Below are 20145 nucleotides of genomic sequence, written 5' to 3'. Positions count from 1 at the left end.
CGCGCCCGGACCCGGCCCGAACCGGTCCGGTCGCCGCCGGTGCCCGTGCGTGCGGTGCTCCCGACCCGGCTGCCGTGACTCGGGCGCTCGCCGCGCTGGCCGCGCTCGCCGTTCTCGCTGCGTTGGCCGCTCTCGCCGCGTCGGCCGCGGCTCAGGCGATCGCTGTGAAGGCTGCGGCGACGGCCGCCACGGCGACGAGGTTCAGGGCGACGGTCGCGGCGAACACGCGCCGGAACGCGGGCTTGCCCGTCTTGTGCCGCAGCAGCTGCTGTGCGACGACGGCGGCCGGCCAGCCGCCGAGCAGACCGCAGAGCAGCAGGCTCCGCTCGGGGATCCGCCGGAGCCCCAGTCGGGCGGCCCGCTTGTCGACGGCGTAGGCGACGGCGGTCGCGAGGTTCAGCAGTGCGACGGTCCCGACGACGGCGAGGCGACCCGCCAGCGCCGGCGGACCGAGCGACCACACGTCGGCTGTCCCGGCCGGCGACCCGGTGGACCACACGCCGGCGATCGGCCACAGGGCGACGACGGTCAGGGCGAGCGCGACGACGACGGCCCCGGCGGCGGCGACACGACCCCGCGAGGAGGGGCGCGCGGGTCGGGCGCGCGGCGCCGACCAGGTCGTGCCCGAGGGAGCCACTCTCACCGCCTCGGGCCCGCGGTCGCCGTGGCGGTCGACCGCGTACGAGTACCGCTCGCCGACGCGCGGTCGCGCAGATCCGCCGCTGAAGGCCGTGATGTGGACGAAGACCCGGCCGTGGCCCGCGTCCGGGGTGAGGAACCCGAAGCCGCGGTCGTCGTTCCAGCTCGTCAGCGTGCCCTCGATGCGACGTTCCGACACGGCAGCCGCCCTAGCCGACGCGGTACACGACGACCGTCGGGCCCGAGATCGACACCGTCTCGCCCGGTCGGCCGGCGTCGGGCAGTCGGCGGTCGTCGCTCGACCAGAGGGGCTCGTAGCCCTCCACGCCGTCGACGGTCGGCAGGGTCACCTCGATGATCGTCTCGGCGCCGTGCACGACGACGAGCACGCTGTTCGGCGCCTCGTGCTCCGGGGTCGAGGTGGCCAGGTACTGGAGCGTGCGCACCGCCGCGTCGTTCCACTCGCCGGGCTGCATCTCGGCGCCCGAGGCCGAATGCCACGACATCTGGGTGGCGCTCAGGGTGCAGGCCCCGTCGACGCCGAACCGGACGGGCCGCAGCGCGGGGTTCTCGGCCCGCAGCCGGGCGAGCGCGGCGACGTCGTCGCGGAGCGCGACCTGCCACGGTTCGTCCGACCAGTCGACCCAGGTCAGCTCGCTGTCGATGCAGTAGCCGTTGTTGTTGCCGTGCTGGGTGCGTCCGCGCTCGTCGCCCGCCGTCAGCATCGGGATGCCCGCCGAGACGAAGAGCGTCGCGAGCAGGTTCCGCATCGAACGCCGGCGGGCGTCCGAGATCCAGGGGTTGTCGCTGTGGCCCTCGATGCCGTGGTTGAACGATCTGTTGTCGTCGGTGCCGTCGCGGTTGCCCTCTCCGTTGGTCAGGTTGTGCTTCGCGTCGTACGACACGAGGTCGAGCAGCGTGAACCCGTCGTGCGCCGTGACGAAGCCGACCCCGGCGAGCGGCCCCCGCTCGTGGGCGAAGATGTTGCTCGAGCCGCTGAGCTTCGAGGCGAAGCTGCCGAGACCCGAGGGCGGCAGGCCGTTCGCCCGCGCGGCCGCGACGTCGGTCAGCCAGAACTCGCGGGTGCGGTTGCGGAACCGGTCGTTCCACTCGATCCAGCCGTGGGGGAACGCGCCCGTCTGCCAGCCGCCCATCCCGACGTCCCACGGCTCGGCGATCATCTTCACGCCCTCGAGCGCCGGGTCGGACACGATCGCCGCGAGGAGGGGGTGCTCGGGATCGAAGACGTGATCGGCCCCGCGGCCGAGGGTCGCCGCCAGGTCGAACCGGAAGCCGTCGATCTGCACCTCGTTCGCCCAGTAGCGCAGCGAGTCGAGCACCAGTCGCGACGCGGCCGGGGTGCTCGTGTCGATCGAGTTGCCGCAGCCGGTGACGTCGACGGGTCGGCCGTCGGCGTCGTGCCGGTAGTAACCGGACCCGTCGAGCCCGCGGAGGCTCGTGATCGGGCCGTCGTCAGCCCCCTCCTCGGCCGTGTGGTTGTAGACGACGTCGAGGTAGACCTCGATGCCCGCCTCGTGCAGCAGCCGCACCATGCCCTTGAACTCGCGGAGGACGGCGGAGGCGCCGGCCAGCTGGGCGTCGCGACTCGCGTACGCCGTGTGGGGAGCGAAGTACGACAGGGTGTTGTAGCCCCAGTAGTTCTCGATTCCCTGGGCGACGAGACGCTGCTCGTCGACGTGCTGGTGCACCGGGAGCAGCTGCACGGCGGTGACGCCGATCGACTTCAGGTACTCGATCGTCGGCTCGGCGGCGAGCCCCGCGTAGCTGCCGCGCAGCTCTTCGGGGACGAACGGCGCCAGGCGGGTCAGCCCCCGCACGTGCGCCTCGTAGACGACCACCCGGTCGAGGGGCGTGCGCGGCTTGGCGACGCCGCCCCAGTCGAACGACTCGTCGACGACGGCCGACTGCCAGCCGCCGCGCCCCGTGCGGCCGAGCCCGCGGGCGTAGGGGTCGAGCAGCTCGAGCGACGGGTCGAAGGCGTCGCCGCCGCCCGAGGGGCCGTCGGCCTGGAGCCAGTACCGGCGGCCGGGCGTAAGTGAGGGGTCGGTCGCGCTCCACACGTCGCCGTCGCCTCGGGTCAGCGGCACGACGCGGTCGTGCGGCGCGTCGTCGATCACGAGGTCGATGCGGGTGGCCGAGGCGGACCACACCCGGAGGGTCGGCCCCTCGGGGCCCTGGGGCAGGCCGAGGTCGCGCAGGGGGTCGATGTCGGACACGGCACTTACAGTAGATGACGGGTCGGCACCGGCTCGACCCGCGCCTCCTGCCTGCGCCCTCCCGCGCCGACCCTCGCCCGCCCTCGATGCTCGAAGAACCGACATGACCGTCTACCTCGACCACGCCGCCACCACGCCGATGCACCCGGCCGCCATCGCGGCGTACACCGAGGCCCTCGGCGCGGTCGGCAACCCCTCGTCGATCCACAGCGCGGGCCAGAACGCCAAGCGCGTGCTCGAAGAGGCCCGCGAGCGCGTCGCGGCGACCCTCGGCTGCGAACCCATCGAGGTCGTCTTCACCTCGGGCGGCACCGAGTCGGTCAACCTCGCCGTCAAGGGCCTCTGGTGGGCGCGGCAGTCCGATCGACCCCGCCCGCGCCTCCTCGTCGCCGCCGGCGAGCACCATGCCACGGTCGACACCGTCGAATGGCTCGAGCGCTATGAGGGCGCCGTCGTCACGTGGATCCCGCTCGACGCCGTCGGCCGGGTGCGCCTCGACGCGCTCGCCGAGGCGCTCGACGCCCACGACGACGTGGCGCTCGTCAGCCTGCTCTGGGCCAACAACGAGGTCGGCACGATGCAGCCGGTATCCGAGGTGGTGGCGCTCGCCGGGGCGCACGGGGTGCCGGTGCACTCCGACGCCGTGGCCGCGTACGGGCAGGTGCCGATCGACTTCGGCGCGTCGGGGCTCGCCGCACTCAGCGTCAGCGCCCACAAGATCGGCGGCCCGATCGGCATCGGCGCGCTCGTGCTGTCACGGGCGGCGACGGTCGTCCCCCTGATCCACGGCGGCGGGCAGCAGCGGCAGGTGCGTTCGGGCACACAGGACGCCCCGGCGGCCGTGGCCTTCGCCGTCGCGGCCGAGCAGCCGCATGTCGACTACGCGCCGCTGCGCGACCGGCTGATCGACGGGGTGCGCAAGGCGGTGCCGGGGGCGGTGCTGCGCGGCGATCCCGTCGACCGGCTGCCCGGCAACGCGCACTTCACGTTCGAGGGGTGCGAGGGCGACTCGCTGCTGTTCCTGCTCGACGCCGCCGGGGTGAGCGTGTCGACCGGGTCGGCGTGCCAGGCGGGGATCCCCGAGCCGTCGCACGTGCTGCTGGCGATGGGGCTGAGCGACGACGAAGCACGCGGCGCCCTGCGCATGACCGTGGGGCACACGTCGACCGCGGCCGACGTCGACGCTCTGCTCGCGGCGCTGCCGGACGCGGTCGCGCGGGCCGGACGCGCGGGCTACGCCGACCGCGCGCCCGCCCTCGGCGCGCGGTAGCGCTGCGCTGCGCCGCTTCATCGAGGTGACGCGAAGCGGGCCTCTCACGGCTCGGAGGGCGCGTTTCGCGTCACCTCGACGTGGTGTGCGGGGTGCGCGCGGTGCCGCATCGCCGCGGGCTCCATCGAAATGACGCGAAGAGGGCCCTGTGCGGCTCGGAGGGCCCGTTTCGCGTCACTTCGATGTGGTGTGCGGGGTTCGCTGTACGGCGTCGCCGCGCCCCGTTCATCGATGTGACGCGAAGCGGGCCTTCTGCGGCTCGAAAGGCGCGTTTCGAGTCACATGGACGTAGCGCTCGGGGTGCGGAGAGGGTCGTCTTTTTGCGCCGTTCGTCGAGGTGACGCTGAGCGGGCCTTGTGCGTCTGAAAACGCGCGTTTCGCGTCACCTGGACGTGGCGCGCGTGGGGAGCGGATCGCGGCGTCGCCGCGCGTTCAATCGAGGTGACGCGAAGCGGGCCTTCTGCGGTGCGGAGGGCGCGTTTCGGGTCACCTCGACGTGGTGTGCGGGGTTAGCGGTACGGCTTCGCCGCGCCCCGTTCATCGAGGTGACGCAAAGCGGGGCCTGTGCGGCTCGGAGGGCCCGCTTCGCGTCACTTCGATGCGGCGGGGGCGGCGCGGGCAGCCGACGCGCGTCCTCCACAGGGGGCGCGATGCTCGGGCCATCCACAGCACCGGGCCCCACCCCCCGAGACGCCGCGGGGCGGGAGCGAGCATGGCCCCATGCACCCACGTCCTCTGCCTCCGCCACTGGCCCGGGGCCCGTTCTCGACGGCGACGGCGCTGTCGCACGGCGTCGCGCCCCACCGCCTCCGGGCCCACGATCTCCGCTCGCCCTTCCACGGTGTCCGGTCGCCGTCGCAGGCCGAGGGGCTGGTCGGCCGGTGTCGCGAGTTCGCACCCCTGCTGCGCCTCGACGAGTACTTCGCCCATGAGACGGCGCTCGCGCTCGCCGGGCTGCCGACTCCCCGCCGCTCCGAGCCCGGGCCTCTGCACATCGGCACGACTCGATCCCGCCAGCGTCGTCGGGCCGGTGTCGTCGGCCACCGCCTCGTCCCCGCCACGCTCCACGACATCGGCGGTCTCCCGGTGGCCGACCCGGTCGACGCGCTCGTGCAGGCGGCGAACGACATCGGCCTCGACGACCTGGTCCGTCTCGGTGACGCGATGGCCGGGTCGTGGTCGAGCCACGCGTTCGCGCGTGAGCTCCCCGTCACGACTCTGCAGGCGGCGGCGTCGGTGCGGGGTCGCCCTGGCATCCGGCGGCTCAGGGAGGCGCTCGAGCTCGTGCGGCCGGGGGTCGACTCGCCGCAGGAGACGGACCTCCGGCTGCTGATCGTGCGGGCGGGGCTGCCCGAGCCCGAGGTCAACGTCAAGCGGTACGCGGCGGACGGGTCGTATCTCGGCAAGCCCGATCTCAGCTACGGGTGCTGCCGACTCGCACTCGAGTACCAGGGCGATCACCATCGCACCGATCTGGAGACATGGCGCTACGACCTGGCCCGCCGCGAGCGCTTCGAGGACGAGGGCTGGCGCGTCGTGCTGGTCAGTCGTGACGACCTGTACGGCGCAGCCGCGGCCGTCCTCACGGCCCGGATCCGTCGATACCTCGCTCGCTGCGAATCGAGGTGACCCGTCGGAACCCCTGCGGGGCGTCGGATGGCCCGGTCGGGTCACTTCGATGGTGGTGTGGTGCCGGGGAGGTGCGGGGCAGTGCGAAGGCGGGGAGGTGCGGTGCGGGGAGGTGCGGTGCGGTGCCGGGCGGTGCGGTGCCGGGCGGTGCGGTGCGGCGCGTATCGCGGCTACCTCGCTCGCCGCGAATCGAGGTGACCCGTCGGGACCCCTGCGGGGCAGCGGATGCCCCGGACGGGTCACTTCGATGCGGGGGTGGCTCGCCGCGGGGCGCGGGGCGCGCGGCGCGCGGCGCGCGGAGCGCGAGAGCGCGCGCACGCGCAGGGCGGGCAGACTGGGGCGATGCAGCTCTATTCGGCGTCGACGGCGGTCCGTGCGCGTCAGATCACCTCCGACGTCGTGGCGCTCGCGCTCCTGGTCGCGGCGGTCGTGGCCGGTCTCACGGCGGCGGCGTTCGTCCGGACGTTCGCCGAGCTGGGGCGTCGGGTCGAAGACGCGGGGCTGGGCTTCCAGCAGTCGATGGGCGATGCGGCCGAGTCGATCTCGGGTCTGCCGCTCGTGGGCGAGGCCGCGGGGCGCCCGTTCATCGGTGCGAGCGACGCGGCGTCGACGCTGGTGGCTGCAGGGCGGGACCAGCAGGAGGCGGTGGGCACCGCCTCCCTCGTGGTCGGCCTCCTGGTCGCGGGTCTGCCCGTCGTGGTGATCCTGCTGACGTGGCTGAGGCGACGGATCGCGTTCGTGCGCCGCGCCTCCTCGGTGTCGGCCCTGCTGCGCGGCCCTGGCGGCGACGACCTGCTCGCCCTGCGGGCGCTGTCGACGCTCGACGCGCGCGAACTCGCGGCCGTGACCTCGAACCCGGTCGCCGCCTGGCGGGCGGGCGACGTCGACGCGGTGAGGCGACTGGCCGACCTGGCCCTGCGAGACGCGGGTGTCGGCCGCGCCCGGTAAGCTCGGTCACCATGATCGCACTGGATTTCTCTGAGCAGATTGCCGCCCTCCGGGCCACGTTCGAAGACATCCGCGCGGTGATCGGGCAAGACCGTCTGGTGGCCGAGATCGCCGAGCTCAGCGAGAAGGCGTCCGCCCCCGACCTGTGGGACGACACGGAGAACGCGCAGAAGGTCACGAGCGCGCTCAGCCACCGCCAGGCCGAGCTGGAGAAGCTCGAGACGACCGAGCAGCGCCTCGACGACCTCGGGGTGCTGGTCGAGATGGCCAACGACGGCGACGATCAAGAGAGCGCCGACGAGGCGCAGGTCGAGCTCAAGGCCCTGCAGAAGATGATGGACACCCTCGAGGTGCAGACCCTGCTCGACGGCGAGTACGACCCGCGGCCCGCCGTCATCACGATCCGCGCCGGCGCCGGCGGGGTCGACGCCGCCGACTTCGCCGAGATGCTGCTGCGCATGTACCTCCGCTACGCCGAGAAGCACGGCATGTCGGCGACCGTGATGGACACCAGCTACGCCGAAGAGGCCGGCATCAAGAGCGCCACCTTCGAGATCGACGCGCCCTACGCCTTCGGCACCCTCAGCGTCGAGGCGGGCACGCACCGGCTCGTCCGCATGAGCCCGTTCGGGGCCGCGGGCAAGCGTCAGACGAGCTTCGCCGCGGTCGAGGTCATCCCTCTGATGGAGGAGACCGAGTCGATCGAGATCCCCGAGAACGACATCCGCGTCGACGTCTTCCGGTCGTCCGGGCCCGGTGGTCAGTCCGTCAACACGACCGACTCGGCCGTCCGCCTGACGCACATCCCCACGGGCACGGTCGTCTCGATGCAGAACGAGAAGAGCCAGATCCAGAACCGGGCCGCCGCCATGCGCGTGCTGCAGTCCCGACTCTTGCTCCTCCAGAAGGAGGCGGAGAACGCGAAGAAGAAAGAGCTCGCCGGCAACATCACCGCCAGCTGGGGCGACCAGATCCGCAGCTACGTGCTCGCGCCGTACCAGATGGTCAAAGACCTGCGCAGCGAGCACGAGGTCAACAACCCGTCGAACGTCTTCGACGGCGACCTCGACGGCTTCATCTCGGCGGGCATCCGCTGGCGCAAGCGCGACGACTCCTGACGCACGCTCCTGAGCCGCCGCCGCTGCCCGCCGACCGGCACCGCGCCTCCTCGGCATCCCAGGGGATTCATAGCCCCCGGGCGTGCGCGTCGCTGCGGTGATCACCGGGGCTGGCGCTTAGGGTAGCCACCGTCATGATTCGGTTTGATGAAGTCACCAAGGTCTACGTCGGCAATCCCCGACCGGCGCTCAACGCGGTCACCCTCGAGATCCTCAAGGGCGAGTTCGTCTTTCTGGTCGGGGCCAGCGGCTCTGGCAAGTCGAGCTTCCTCCGGCTCGTGCTGAAGGAGGAGAAGCCGTCGGCGGGGCAGATCCACGTGCTCGGGCAGCGTCTCAGCACGCTCTCGAGCCGCAAGGTGCCGTACTTCCGTCGCAACATCGGCGTGGTCTTCCAGGACTTCCGGCTGCTGCCGCAGAAGAACGTGTTCGACAACGTCGCGTTCAGCCTGCAGGTGATCGGCAAGAGCAAGGGCTTCATCCAGGAGGCCGTCCCCGACGTGCTGAAGATGGTCGGTCTGGTCGGCAAGCAGCACCGTCTGCCGCACGAGCTCTCCGGTGGCGAGCAGCAGCGCGTGGCCATCGCCCGGGCGATCGTCAACAAGCCCGCCGTCCTCCTCGCCGACGAGCCGACCGGTAACCTCGACCCCTCGACCAGCGCCGGCATCATGACTCTGCTCGAGCGGATCAACTCCGGCGGCACCACCGTCATCATGGCCACCCACGACGCCGGCATCGTCGACCAGATGCAGCGTCGCGTCATCGAGCTCAGCGCTGGCAACATCCTGCGCGACGAGCGCGAGGGCGGCTACCAGACGCAGGCGGTGCCCATCCAAGCCATCGGGGTCGAAGACCTGAGCCTGAGAGGGGCCGACGAATGAGACTCGGACTCGTCCTCAGCGAAGTCGGCAGCGGCCTGCGGCGCAACGTCTCGATGGTCGTCGCCGTCGTGCTCGTGACCTTCATCTCGCTGACTTTCGTCGGTACGGCGGCGCTGCTGCAGATGCAGATCAATCAGATGAAGGGCTACTGGTACGACAAGGCCCAGGTGGCGGTGTACCTCTGCACCGACACCGACACGACCGGCAACTGCACGGGCGCGAAGGCCACGCAAGACCAGATCGACGCGGTGCAGGCGCAGCTCGACTCCGAGGTGCTGCAGCCGTTCGTCGACCGTTCGTACTTCGAGACGCAGCAAGACGCCTACGACCGCTTTACGACGCAGTTCGCCGACAGCCCCGCGACCGAGTTCGTGCAGCCGTCGTACCTGAACGAGACCTTCTGGGTCAACCTGAAGGACCCGACCCAGTCGGACGTCCTCACCGAGAGCCTCTCGAGTCTCGCCGGGGTGCAGAGCGTCGTCGACCAGCGGGCCTACCTCGACCCGATCTTCTCGGTGCTGAACGCCGCCAGCTACACGGCCATCGGCATCGCCGTGCTGATGCTGATCGCCGCCGTCCTGCTGATCGCGACGACCATCCGGCTGAGCGCCTTCAGCAGGCGGCGAGAGCTCGGCATCATGCGGCTGGTGGGTGCGTCGAACACGTTCATCCAGACGCCGTTCATCCTCGAGGGGGTGATCGCCGCGCTGATCGGATCCCTGCTCGCGGGCGGTGCGATCGTCGCGATCGTCAACTTCTTCGTGAAGGGCTATCTGGCGGTGAACTTCGTGGGCACCCCGTTCGTCGGCCTGCGCGACACCGCACTGGTCGTCCCGCTGGTCATCCTGGTCGGCATCGTGCTCGCGGCCCTCTCGGCCAACATCGCCATCCGCCGGTACCTCAAGGTCTGATCCGCTAGCGGAGCCCCAGAAGCAGATGCCTGCAGGAGGCACCTGTGGCGAAAGAACGCGGCGAGAAGGTCGTGGCCACCAACCGCCGCGCGCGCCACGACTACACGATCGAAGACACCTACGAGGCCGGCATCGTGCTGAGCGGCACCGAGGTGAAGTCGCTCCGGCAGGGCAGGGCGTCGCTGGTCGACGGCTACGCGTTCGTCGATGCGAACGAGGCCTGGCTCGACGCGGTGCATATCCCCGAGTACACCGAGGGCACCTGGAACAATCACGCGCCGCGGCGCAAGCGCAAGCTGCTGCTGCACCGCCAGGAGATCGACAAGATCGGCCAGAAGACCAAAGAGGGCGGGTTCACGATCGTGCCGCTCAAGATCTACTTCAGCGACGGCCGGGCCAAGGTCGAGATCGCCGTGGCCAAGGGCAAGCGCGAGTACGACAAGCGTCAGACGCTGCGCGAGCGCACGGCGACGCGTGAGGCGCAGGCCGCGATCTCGGCGCGCAAGCACCTGGGGGAGTAGCCGAGGAGGCATGGCGTGCCTTACACTGGAAGGCCGCAGAACACCGCGGTCGGCTCCATCACGACAACTCCACAGAGTGTGACAACGGCCCCTCATGGGGATGATCGGTTTCGACATCGCCTGTGTGCGAACGAGAAGCGGGCCGAGGATCCAGGGTTATCTCGTAAACGATCTCTGGAAAACAATAAGTGCCAATAACAAGCGCACTGACTTCGCTCTCGCTGCGTAAGCAGTAGAGCCACATGGAGTCCGTCAGTCTGGTGACCGCCTTCTAACCAGAGCCTGACGTCATCTAGAGGGCTTGCTGCGTGACTACGCCTGAGGGTCACGCGGGACTTTCACTCGGGCTGGGCCCGTCGACCTAGAAGCCAGTAGCAAAGGTCGGGGCCGAGCAGAACGTCTCATCTGGCTACGCCCGTAGAATGCGTGCAATCTCAGCGATGGACGGGGGTTCAATTCCCCCCATCTCCACCATCGGCCGCTGTCACACTCCGTCGGATCACGAACGCCCCGCCTGACTCAGGCGGGGCGTTCGTCGTCCCGTCTTCGAAGATCAGTCGCCCTCACGTTATAGTCGTGAGAGCTCGGGCCGAGATCCGTGACCACGAGCCAGGGGAGCCGTAAGTATGAGCGACATCTTCACGCTGACGTCGAACGACGAGAACGATCCCGCTCCCGTCGGCAAGCGCAAGCGCAAGCGTCGGCTGTCGAAGGTCGCGGTCTTCTTCATCGTGGTGGCGGCGGTGCTCGTCGCCGCTCTGGTGGCCGTCGGTGTCGTCGGAGGCGTGTACGCCTCCCGCCTCGCCGACTCGTTCAACGACAACGCGACGAAGATCCCCCAGGCGTTCCCGGAGGAGTCCACGCGGCCCGAGGCGACGACCGACGGCGCCATGAACATCCTGCTGATGGGTTCGGACTCCCGGGCAGACCCTACGACGATCGATGACGACACTGGATCGAACCAGCGGACTGATTCCATGATGCTGCTCCATGTCGACGCCGACCGCGAGAATGTATACGTCATGTCGATAATGCGCGATTTGTACGTTGACATCCCTGGCTATGGTCCAAATAAAATTAACGCTGCCTTCGCGTATGGCGGTTCCCCGTTGACAGTTCAAACGGTCGAGCAGCTCCTGGGTGTGCGAATCGACCATGTGGCCATCATCGATTTCGAAGGATTCAAGGGCATGACGACGGCCTTGGGCGGAGTCGACGTCGTCTCGGAGCAGGCATTTAGTTCTGGCGAATTCTCCTACCCCGCTGGTTCCACGAGACTTGAGGGTGATGCAGCGCTCGCCTTCGTTCGTGAAAGACACGCCTTCGCTGACTCTGACTTCACGAGGGTCAAGAACCAGCAGGCGTTCGTCCGAGGTCTGGCAAATACCATCCTCAACCGCTCGACCCTGACCGACCCAGGTAAGGTTTCGGACTTCGTTACTGCAATGTCGCCGTACCTGACAGTCGATAGAGAGTTCGACGTCGGAACGATCGCCTCGCTGGCGCTCAGCCTTAGATCGATGGATCGGGCGAACATGCACTTCTTCACCGTGCCAACTGCTGGAACAGGGTCCGTCGGGGGCCAGTCGATCGTCAACGTCGACCAGGCTGGCCTAGACGCTCTCAAGGCGGGGCTCGCAGATGACTCGTTGGCTGATCTGCCGATAGCGCAGTAACCAGTTACCTCCACCGTACCTACACCACAACCCGTATAAGGTGCGTCGCCGTCGCGCGGCCACCTCTACAGAGAGCAATAATATGAAGACAGTTGTCGTCGGCCAAGGTTATGTCGGGTTGCCAGTCGCCATGAGGGCGGTCGAGGTCGGCCACGATGTCGTCGGCATCGATCTCGACAAAAACCGTATTGACCTGTTGCAAACCGGATTCTCCTACGTTGACGACATTTCAGACGCGACTCTCGCTTCCGCGTCCGCGAGTGGGCGCTATCTCGCGACGACGGACTACGCCGATGTGGAGGGCTTCGACATAGCGGTCATCACCGTCCCGACTCCTCTCCGCGACTCACTTCCCGACTTGAGCTTCATTGAGCAGTCAGCTGCGTCATTGGCGCCATTCCTGCGTCAGGGTGCCACCGTCGTTCTTGAATCGACCACCTACCCGGGAACGACGGTCGAGTTGCTTGTTCCTATTCTTGAAGACGGATCTGGCCTTGTTGCGGGTTCTGATTTCTTCGTCGGATACAGCCCCGAACGGATCGACCCTGGCAACAAGGTTTGGGGTTTCCGAGAGACACCGAAGGTGGTCTCTGGCATCAACCCAGTCTCGCTGAAGTATGTGCAGGCTTTCTACGATCAGCTTGTTGACACGACTGTTCCTGTGTCGGGCACCAAGGAAGCAGAGCTGACGAAACTACTCGAGAACACCTTCCGGCATGTCAACATCGCACTGGTCAACGAGCTGGCCATCTTCGCGCACCAACTGGGTGTCGATGTCTGGGAGAGCATCGAGGCTGCTTCCTCCAAGCCCTTCGGGTTCATGAAGTTCACTCCTGGCCCCGGCGTGGGTGGCCACTGCCTTCCCGTCGACCCCAGCTACCTCTCGTGGCAGGTGCGCAAGCAGCTCGGTAAGAGCTTCCGCTTTGTCGAGTTGGCGAACGATGTTAACGACCATATGCCCGACTATGTCGTGCAGCGCATTATGACGATGCTGAATGAGCGATCCAAGTCGGTTCGTGGAGCAGAGATCAGCCTGATCGGTCTGGCTTACAAACCGAATACCGGTGACATCAGAGAAGCTCCGTCTATGCGGGTTATCGAACTTCTTCTGGAGCTTGGAGCAAAAGTGACAGCAGTGGATTCACATGTGGAGGATCATCGCTGGCCCGCCCTTGTAGGGAGACCGCTGTCGGTCGGCGACGCGGTAAGCGGCGCGGACCTAGTCGTGATTTTGACGAACCACGACGATGTCGACTTGGAGGTCGTTTCGGGTTCGGGAATTCCGGTCTTTGACGCTCGAAATGTTACCTCCGGCGGCAACGTGGAGAGATTGTAACCGTGTTCGTGGCGGCTGAGACGACGTCGGCAGGGATAACTGCATGAATAACAACGTGGTCCGTGAGGTGTCCGGCTCGGTCTTGCCGCGCCAGAACAACTTCGACTTTTTACGACTACTGGCCGCGATAACGGTTGTCGTTCATCATGTCGTCTACTACTTGGACACAACGTTTCTATGGGTTACTCGCGATAATAACTTCTGGTTTTCAGGGGGCGTGCCGCTCTTCTTCATTCTCAGCGGGATGTTGGTCTACGCATCTGGCGAGAAAGCAGCGTCTACCGGACGTCGATGGAGGGAATTTTACCTCAATCGGTTCTTGAGGATCGCGCCGGCCCTTTATCTCTGCCTCGCTGGTACTTTTATCATTCTTGCAGTTCTAGGGGTTCTCACTGACTGGACGCCAGCAGATTTTCTAGCCGTCACTGCGTCTTATGCGATATTTGCTCCAGTTTACAATCCTTCAGCCGTAGGGGATTTCGGCTCTGGTATTATCAATAGCAGTTTGTGGACAATACCAGTGGAAGTCTCCTTCTACGTGATAGTGCCTCTTCTTGTCAGGCTAAGTAAGAAGATTGGCTGGACGAGGATGATGATCATCGTTATAGTCCTAGCCTTTTGCAGCCTATTTGCATATTCGGCGGCGGGTGGCAATGCGGCAGGCTCTCGTGTCTGGCTTTTGTTTGGTTTGACATTTGCGCCGTATCTCATCTATTTCGCTATTGGAATGCTTCTATTGCGTGTAGCTGATCGTTTTGTCTGGCGAGGTGACGTCGCATTGCTGGCTGTCGCACTTTATTTTGTAATCACTGTCAACGGACTGGGGGATTCGCCTCGGCTGGATCTGCTCGTCAACGCAGCATCGGCGATTCCCCTCGCATATGCGGCTATGTGGCTGGGAATTAAGGGCCCCAAAGTGCTGAGCCGTTTTACAAGCAGGCTCGGTGACTTGAGTTTCAGTGCCTACCTTTGGCATCAAGTTTTGATTAATACAGTAATTTTCTTGGGTGTAGATTCACTACTAAGCGGGGAGGCGGCAGTGGGGCTGCTGCTGTCTGGCACTGTAGCCGTAGCACTTGGTTCATGGTGGCTTGTTGAGCGACCAGCCCTGAAGCTAAAAAGGTACTCACTTCGAACAGCCGATATTCCCATTTAGGGAAGCAAACTCAATTACGGTAACTCTCTACCGTGTAAATATGCCTTGACGAAGATGTGGTCACCGTGGGCTGCGGCGATCGTGCCACCCGAGGGGCTTCTCTCTTCGGTGCAGGTGATGGTTACAGAGTGTTCGTAATTCCAGACCATCCATACGAAGTCCTCACTGAGGACAGCGGAGCTACTAGTTGGTATGTAACCGCGGCGCGGTAAGCAACCCGGCTCAGTCACGTACCGGCAATTCGGGAACGACGAGGCTGAATCGGCCGATGAAACTCCTTCTCGTTCTCTGAGTGTTCGGCTTATGCCGGACCCGGGTTAATTAGCTGCACCAGCCAGGCCCCCATCCCACGCAGAAACATCCCCGACTGCGAGAACGAACTCATAGCGACATCGCCTTCTCGGCCTGCCGACCAATTGGATTGCAACCTAATTCCGGCAAGTTGCTTGCTCTGCTGCCAACGGAGAATAGTCGTGCGGTTGATACGGTTGAGGACGACTCTGAGGTCGTCATCTACGTGGTCCGAGGACGGATGATGGCGTTGCCCGCTATTTGCCCCCGACGTTCGGATTGCAAGAGCGATTGTGACTGCCTCAGGTCTTCTAACGTTTTTGTCCTTGGCGTTGACTATTTCGGGGCCCTAGAGCGACCGGCCGCATGTCCAGCAGCGATGTCGGTCTGGAGCAGATCACGTCATCGCTGGCTACGCCTGCTCGCTGCCCACGCCCGCACCAGGGTGTCAACGAAGACATGGACCGACCCATTCCGGGTCACCACGGCGACACGACAAAAATCAAGGATTAAGTCGAGACCATGAGGCCCGTCCGCGTGAACCTGGAACTGCTGGGACCTCGCAGACCACAACACCGCGGTCACGGTGCACACGGAGGGAATCCATACCTTACGAGGCTTGCAATCAAGCAGGTCCAGTTTCCTGCCCGAACGCCTCGGGCAGCCCCCAGGCGACGCAGTCGAGTGTCCCGCCGAGCAAGGCTCGCGGGGCCAGCTGTTCGGTCAGGCATTCGCTCCACGGTCTTGGAGCAAGAAGTGGCGCCCGAGACACGCCGGGTCAAAACCGAGCGTCCGACTCCTCTCCCGCAAGACCCTGAGAGACATCGCCGTTGATGCGCAGCCGGCGTTAGATCTCTCCGAAGCTTGCAAGCATGGAGCGCAATTCTTGAGCTCGAACCAGCCCTTCGCTAAGTGGTTCAACGTATCCTGAAACTAGGTTACATCGGCCGTGCGGATCGATTGAAACGTTGACCACAACCATGTGATCACCCCCACCCGGGTTCGATTGACCAGATTATGAAACATCGGACCGGATCGTAGGCCGAGTCGACACGCAACTAAGGACATGGGGTCCGGAGAGCTGTTCAGATGCAAGCCCGTTCGAAGGAATGTATCTCTAACAGTCACGAACTGGGCAAGTCGGAGAATAGGTTCTAGACGACTGATGACGAAGGGGAAATGCGCAGACTCGCCGAGCTTCGAGAGTTATGGGCATTGGAGTCGTCTGCATCGCTCTGCCGACTCAAGAGGCCCTGTCCGAGGACTATCGAGAACAGCAGGACCTTGGCAAGGCCCACATAAAAGCCATCGGGTTCCAACAATGAAGTCAGCAACATGATGATCGCCATGCACCTGACAGCAAAGACACGCTCCATGCCGGGTCGAGAACGTCTGAAGAGCACGATCAAGAGAGCACAAGTCAAGACAGTCGTGACAAGAAGACCCAGTATCCCTGCTTCGATGGCGAATGTCAGAAACGGGGTATGAGGGTTGAGAGAGGCTAGTTGCTCAGGCGTCGCGCCAAAAATAGGCTGCGATAGGAAAGCTTGCCAAGCTGAAGCGTTAAGTTGGCCCCTTCCAGTCGTCACGTCCGACGAATCCGACCTAAGTATTAGGATCTCCAAGTCAGCCCTGAACCGCACGAGTATAGCTACAGATACCACTGCCAATAGGACCACTCGTAGGCGACTCTTTCTACTCTTGTGGATGAGCATAGCTACCAGAGCAACAGCCAGGGAGAGAACGCCCCCGCGCCCCTGACTCTCATAGAGACCAGCCAGAAGCAAACCGAAGACAACAAGTCTCAGCAAAAAAAATAAAGCCCACGCCTTACTGCTGCGGCTAGGCCACAGCCAAGATGAGAGCGTCAGGACTGCCGCCGTAGCAAGAAGAGGGGCAAGCGTCGTGCTATTAAAGCTAAAACCGGAGTAACGGAACCCGAATGCGCTGGGCATCCCGAGGAAGGGTAGCCCGGATACTTGCAACATAATGTCTACAGCGCTTGCAGTCATGCCGATCACGAAGCCCCGCAAAAAGTCAACGTGCAGAGCTTGCCGTTGGGCGAGCATGAGGCCGGCGATGGCGGACAGAATACCAATCACGCCTCGTACAAGTTGTTCCCCGTTCCCATCCGTGCCCTTGAGAACGGATACAAGACCAACGAAGACGAGGCCAGCAAAACACGCGTACAGAAGTTCTCGACGGTGTCTATTGGTATCTCGTCGCGACCGGATAAAGAGTGCAAATAGAAGACCATATCGGAGGCCATCAAGAGCGAGTGGATCCACTCCTGTGATGTAATCAATAGGCAGAACTAGGCCCAAGACCAGGACGACAACACGTCTTGGTAGCAGAAAAGCCGCCACGATTCCAACTGCGGCGAGTGGTATTGCGAACATGTTAGTTCTTCTCTATCGATACAGGCTTACGTTCTCGGTGCATACTTCGTGACGATACTCGGATCACGGCAGATACGAGGTGGCATCCCATACGAGCCCGAGTCGCAAGAACAGGACCCATGCCGCGCCGACTTCTGGGCGAAAGATTAGTCGCATGTATTCTACGAAGGAGAGTGGCCTTCGGAGCATGGACGAGATCAGTGCTTACGTTGCCTAGAATTGCCAGCCAATGATCGTGTGCTCGTGTCTTAGCGGGGAATGGCAAAGCAAGTTGAACGAATCGTTTTGAGAATGCCATCGTGCAGCCGTAGTACGGGACTTTTCCAAGTCCTAAACCAATAAGATTTTGCAGGCCACTCGACTGTCCGGAGAGTCGGAGCTCCTTGCCGACCTGATGAGCCGGGGGTAATAGATCAAAGTTGGATGCCACCATTTGTCCCGACTTCAGTGCATCGAGTAGGTAATCAACGCGTCCGGCAACCCAGATATCGTCCTGATCGCTAAGCATGACAACGTCTCCCGACGCGGATCTCATGGCTCGTTCAAACGATAGGACATGTCCGAGGTTGCTTGAGTTTCTTAGGATGATTATCCGTGCATCTCTAAACGACTCGAGCACTTCAATAGTGTTGTCTTCAGACATGTCATCGACAACGACGACCTCATCTCCAGACTCAAGTTGCTGCAGAATAGATTCAACTTGTGCTCTAAGGTATCGCGACCCATTGTAGGTGGCCATACAAACACTGACGCGGACACGGTCGCTCATAGCTCTTTTCCCCCCAAGTTTGCCGACGCTTTGGCTCGTTGCAATGTCAAAATTACCAGAACGGCCGCTTGCGTGATGTATGCGAAGCTGAGGCCCGTAGATGCACCAATGGCATCGAATGTCGAGGCCCCGACGAGAACTGCAGTAAGGCACAGAAGAGTGAATCCAGCGGCGACAAAAGCAGCAATGTTTGCCTGGCCCCAGCCTTGGAGAGCAGATGTCAGTAGAGCTGAGAGTGAGGCAAAGGGTAGACCAACAAGGATGATCTGAATGACGCCTATGGAGGGCCTGTAGGCGTTACCAAGGACTAGTGGCACCACCGCCGGCACAACGAGTGCCAAACAGATGTAAATTATGCTAGACGCAACGAGAAAGAACAGTGATGCATGAACAACGCGAAGTCGAGCCTGACTTCGCGTTGCGAAAGGCAAAAGAACTGTCGCTGCGGCGCTTGCTACAAGCTGTAGGGGTCCGGTGAGACGGGTAGCAGACGCATAAAATCCAGCCTGGGTTGTTCCCGTAGCAGCCGAGACTATTACTACGTCAAAGTTGCGTGCCTGAACAGCCAGGGAGTTAGACCAGAAGGGCAGACCTACCCGAGCCACTTGAGAGAACCTGACCGTGGGGGGTGCGCTAACTGCGCCTGCCACGTATCGGCGCGCAAGTACGGCGCCAACGAGGGCTGCTAGGAGTTCGCTGGCGGCAAACGCGAGCAGCGCGTCGATGTCTAGGGCCAACATCACTAGGAATGATATAAGTGACAGACCGCGTCGCGTGATTAGATTGACTGTATTGATCAGGGCGCGCTCATTGGCGATAGCAACACTCAGAAATGTATCTGCATTTTTCTCTGCCGCCGCGGCGATCGACAATGGTAGGAGTGCGTAGAAACGGGGATCTACCACCGTCCCGGCAGTGAATAGGATTAGGAATGATGTTATGGCTAAGACAATTGACAGCCGCGTATTGATTCGGAGAGCAGAAGAGACAATTTTCGCCCCGTCTAGTTTGCTCTGCTCTCGAAGTATGAGTTTGGCCAGTCCAAGATCACAAACTGCCTGCAGTATGACTATTGCTGCTGCTACGGCGGCATAGAATCCGAAGTTCGCTGGCAACGCTGACCGAGCGAGTAGGACCAGACTTATTGCACGTATAACCGAACTGGCAGCGTAGCCACCCAGGACTGATGTGAATTGCTGGGCGAATTTATTGGATAAGAATCGAGAAATGTTCATCTGACGGGTTTTAGTTCTCGAGCGTCGTACTCCATACGTATTCCACTGAGTATGCGCTCGGCTTGCGAGACCGCTGTCCAGCGCGCTTCCACTTCGGCAAAGCAACGGGCAGATACGTCTTCGGGGCTGGTCTGTACCGCGTCGAGAACATCTTGCAGGGCTGTAGCGAGCGACGAGACCTCTCCGTGCTGAAAAACAGCGCCAGTCTTCTCTGTGATCGCTTCCCATTCTGGACCTTGGCCGTAGATATCATCATCGGTGACGACAGGCACGCCATGACTGAGGCTTTGAATAATACTGAGGCCGGCATAGGTAGGAATTACAGTGGCGCTAAGGGTGGAGTAAAAGTCTAACGTTGCCTCGTGGCCGTAGATTGGACCCTTAAGATCTAGGTCCACATCAAGTTCACGAGCGAGATTGGCTAAGCGCTTGTAGTCTTCCCCATCTCCTCCCAGTTTTATGCGGATCGGCCGCCCATTCTCCTTCAGAAGTGCCGCAGCCCGGATCAGAAGATCAAACCGTTTGGCGGCTTTGAGGCGGGCAATTGCCCCTACGGTGACTGGAAAACCGTCTTTCTCCTCTGATCGCTTCTCGATCTCGAGTCGATCCATAAACCCGACACTGTTATAGATGACCGTGATGCGGTCATTCGGGTATCCAGCCGCTGTGCCCAAATCCTTTGCAGTGTTGCCGTAGACGAGGAGGCGTGACGCCAGCCGATAAAACATCTTGCGAGTGATGGACTTAGCACCGCTCTCTGGGCGGTGCCATCCAATAGTCCAATATAGGACGGGCTTTCGCCGAAGTCGAACAATCGCTGACGCTAGCCACGTTGTTAGGACTGACGCATCGCCAGTGAATATAAATACATCAAATTTACTTGAGAAGGCGAGCGGTAGGACGCCCGATTGCCAGGTCGCACGGCCTAAGTACTTGTTTTTCAGCGGGATGTGCTCGCGCAATGCGGACGGTGACATCGTCTCGAGTCCGTAGTGGCTGCCATCCAGATCAGACGCAAAGACGAAATCAAAGTCTTCGCTGTCATCAAGCGTCGTGTGCACGGCTTCCCGGTAGTGAGCCATGACCTGACCGATGACTGCAACACGGGGCCGACGCAGCTGTCCGGTCATTT

General features: G+C 63.5%; 16 protein-coding genes and 1 other RNA gene. 11 read left to right on the top strand and 6 right to left on the bottom strand.

Annotated elements, in window-relative coordinates; translation table 11 throughout:
- Positions 1-151 precede the first annotated feature (151 nt).
- Together ACZ6JE_RS06845 and glgX are read right to left on the bottom strand one after the other, a co-directional pair.
- Complete coding sequence (locus ACZ6JE_RS06845; RefSeq protein WP_464318533.1) at positions 152-838, bottom strand: DUF1294 domain-containing protein; 687 nt, start codon at positions 836-838, stop codon at positions 152-154.
- A gap of 10 nt (positions 839-848) precedes the next feature.
- Complete coding sequence (glgX, locus tag ACZ6JE_RS06840) at positions 849-2876, bottom strand: glycogen debranching protein GlgX (RefSeq protein WP_464318532.1); 2028 nt, start codon at positions 2874-2876, stop codon at positions 849-851.
- A gap of 103 nt (positions 2877-2979) precedes the next feature.
- Here glgX and ACZ6JE_RS06835 point away from each other — a divergent pair, with 103 nt between their 5' ends.
- The 11 genes from ACZ6JE_RS06835 to ACZ6JE_RS06785 all read left to right on the top strand — a co-directional run bounded on the left by ACZ6JE_RS06835 (position 2980) and on the right by ACZ6JE_RS06785 (position 14319).
- Positions 2980-4146 (top strand): cysteine desulfurase family protein, encoded by a 1167-nt coding sequence (locus tag ACZ6JE_RS06835; RefSeq protein ID WP_464318531.1) that lies wholly within the window; start codon positions 2980-2982, stop codon positions 4144-4146.
- Positions 4147-4866: 720 nt separating this feature from the next.
- Positions 4867-5775 (top strand): SH2 domain-containing protein, encoded by a 909-nt coding sequence (locus tag ACZ6JE_RS06830; RefSeq protein WP_243216417.1) that lies wholly within the window; start codon positions 4867-4869, stop codon positions 5773-5775.
- 342 nt (positions 5776-6117) lie between these two features.
- Positions 6118-6723, top strand: a complete 606-nt coding sequence (locus ACZ6JE_RS06825) for a hypothetical protein (RefSeq protein ID WP_464318530.1) — start codon at positions 6118-6120, stop codon at positions 6721-6723.
- 11 nt (positions 6724-6734) lie between these two features.
- Positions 6735-7841, top strand: coding sequence for a peptide chain release factor 2 (prfB, locus tag ACZ6JE_RS06820; RefSeq protein ID WP_243215107.1), 1107 nt, complete (start codon positions 6735-6737; stop codon positions 7839-7841).
- Between the two features lie 134 nt (positions 7842-7975).
- Positions 7976-8719, top strand: coding sequence for a cell division ATP-binding protein FtsE (ftsE, locus tag ACZ6JE_RS06815; RefSeq protein ID WP_192058259.1), 744 nt, complete (start codon positions 7976-7978; stop codon positions 8717-8719).
- Positions 8716-9630 (top strand): permease-like cell division protein FtsX, encoded by a 915-nt coding sequence (gene ftsX, locus ACZ6JE_RS06810; protein WP_192058257.1) that lies wholly within the window; start codon positions 8716-8718, stop codon positions 9628-9630. The genes ftsE and ftsX overlap by 4 nt, the downstream gene beginning before the upstream one ends.
- A gap of 44 nt (positions 9631-9674) precedes the next feature.
- Complete coding sequence (gene smpB, locus ACZ6JE_RS06805; protein ID WP_192058255.1) at positions 9675-10151, top strand: SsrA-binding protein SmpB; 477 nt, start codon at positions 9675-9677, stop codon at positions 10149-10151.
- Positions 10152-10247: 96 nt separating this feature from the next.
- Positions 10248-10625, top strand: a transfer-messenger RNA (tmRNA) gene (ssrA, locus tag ACZ6JE_RS06800).
- 152 nt (positions 10626-10777) lie between these two features.
- Entirely contained in the window at positions 10778-11827 is a 1050-nt protein-coding gene (locus tag ACZ6JE_RS06795) for an LCP family protein (protein WP_464318529.1), read from the top strand.
- An 82-nt stretch (positions 11828-11909) separates the two neighbouring features.
- On the top strand, positions 11910-13163 hold the full coding sequence (locus ACZ6JE_RS06790) for a nucleotide sugar dehydrogenase (RefSeq protein ID WP_464318528.1): 1254 nt from the start codon (positions 11910-11912) through the stop codon (positions 13161-13163).
- A gap of 43 nt (positions 13164-13206) precedes the next feature.
- The gene (locus tag ACZ6JE_RS06785; protein WP_464318527.1) at positions 13207-14319 is read left to right on the top strand and encodes an acyltransferase family protein; all 1113 of its coding nucleotides are present in this window, start codon (positions 13207-13209) and stop codon (positions 14317-14319) included.
- 1445 nt (positions 14320-15764) lie between these two features.
- Here ACZ6JE_RS06785 and ACZ6JE_RS06780 read toward each other — a convergent pair.
- The 4 genes from ACZ6JE_RS06780 to ACZ6JE_RS06765 form a co-directional block, all read right to left on the bottom strand.
- Positions 15765-16565: an O-antigen ligase family protein gene (locus ACZ6JE_RS06780; RefSeq protein ID WP_464318549.1), complete on the bottom strand. Its 801-nt coding sequence runs from the start codon at positions 16563-16565 to the stop codon at positions 15765-15767.
- A gap of 445 nt (positions 16566-17010) precedes the next feature.
- Positions 17011-17748, bottom strand: a complete 738-nt coding sequence (locus tag ACZ6JE_RS06775; protein WP_464318526.1) for a glycosyltransferase — start codon at positions 17746-17748, stop codon at positions 17011-17013.
- Positions 17749-17774: 26 nt separating this feature from the next.
- A complete protein-coding gene (locus ACZ6JE_RS06770; RefSeq protein ID WP_464318525.1) occupies positions 17775-19013 on the bottom strand; it encodes a lipopolysaccharide biosynthesis protein in 1239 nt (412 codons plus the stop codon).
- Positions 19010-20143, bottom strand: a complete 1134-nt coding sequence (locus tag ACZ6JE_RS06765) for a glycosyltransferase family 4 protein (RefSeq protein ID WP_464318524.1) — start codon at positions 20141-20143, stop codon at positions 19010-19012. The genes ACZ6JE_RS06770 and ACZ6JE_RS06765 overlap by 4 nt, the downstream gene beginning before the upstream one ends.
- Between the last annotated feature and the right edge of the window lie 2 nt (positions 20144-20145).

Source organism: Frigoribacterium sp. AC759 (assembly GCF_979256015.1).
Note: the sequence above shows the minus strand (reverse complement) of the source record. Positions and strands in the feature narration are given on the sequence as shown.

Bases quoted from the DNA above. Each gene is read 5' to 3' on its own strand.
- ACZ6JE_RS06835 (WP_464318531.1), top strand. From the start codon at position 2,980: ATGACCGTCTACCTCGACCACGCCGCCACCACGCCGATGCACCCGGCC.
- ACZ6JE_RS06830 (WP_243216417.1), top strand. From the start codon at position 4,867: ATGCACCCACGTCCTCTGCCTCCGCCACTGGCCCGGGGCCCGTTCTCG.
- ACZ6JE_RS06825 (WP_464318530.1), top strand. From the start codon at position 6,118: ATGCAGCTCTATTCGGCGTCGACGGCGGTCCGTGCGCGTCAGATCACC.
- prfB (WP_243215107.1), top strand. From the start codon at position 6,735: ATGATCGCACTGGATTTCTCTGAGCAGATTGCCGCCCTCCGGGCCACG.
- ftsE (WP_192058259.1), top strand. From the start codon at position 7,976: ATGATTCGGTTTGATGAAGTCACCAAGGTCTACGTCGGCAATCCCCGA.
- ftsX (WP_192058257.1), top strand. From the start codon at position 8,716: ATGAGACTCGGACTCGTCCTCAGCGAAGTCGGCAGCGGCCTGCGGCGC.
- ACZ6JE_RS06795 (WP_464318529.1), top strand. From the start codon at position 10,778: ATGAGCGACATCTTCACGCTGACGTCGAACGACGAGAACGATCCCGCT.
- ACZ6JE_RS06790 (WP_464318528.1), top strand. From the start codon at position 11,910: ATGAAGACAGTTGTCGTCGGCCAAGGTTATGTCGGGTTGCCAGTCGCC.
- ACZ6JE_RS06785 (WP_464318527.1), top strand. From the start codon at position 13,207: ATGAATAACAACGTGGTCCGTGAGGTGTCCGGCTCGGTCTTGCCGCGC.
- ACZ6JE_RS06780 (WP_464318549.1), bottom strand. From the start codon at position 16,565: ATGCCCAGCGCATTCGGGTTCCGTTACTCCGGTTTTAGCTTTAATAGC.
- ACZ6JE_RS06775 (WP_464318526.1), bottom strand. From the start codon at position 17,748: ATGGCCACCTACAATGGGTCGCGATACCTTAGAGCACAAGTTGAATCT.
- ACZ6JE_RS06770 (WP_464318525.1), bottom strand. From the start codon at position 19,013: ATGAACATTTCTCGATTCTTATCCAATAAATTCGCCCAGCAATTCACA.
- ACZ6JE_RS06765 (WP_464318524.1), bottom strand. From the start codon at position 20,143: ATGACCGGACAGCTGCGTCGGCCCCGTGTTGCAGTCATCGGTCAGGTC.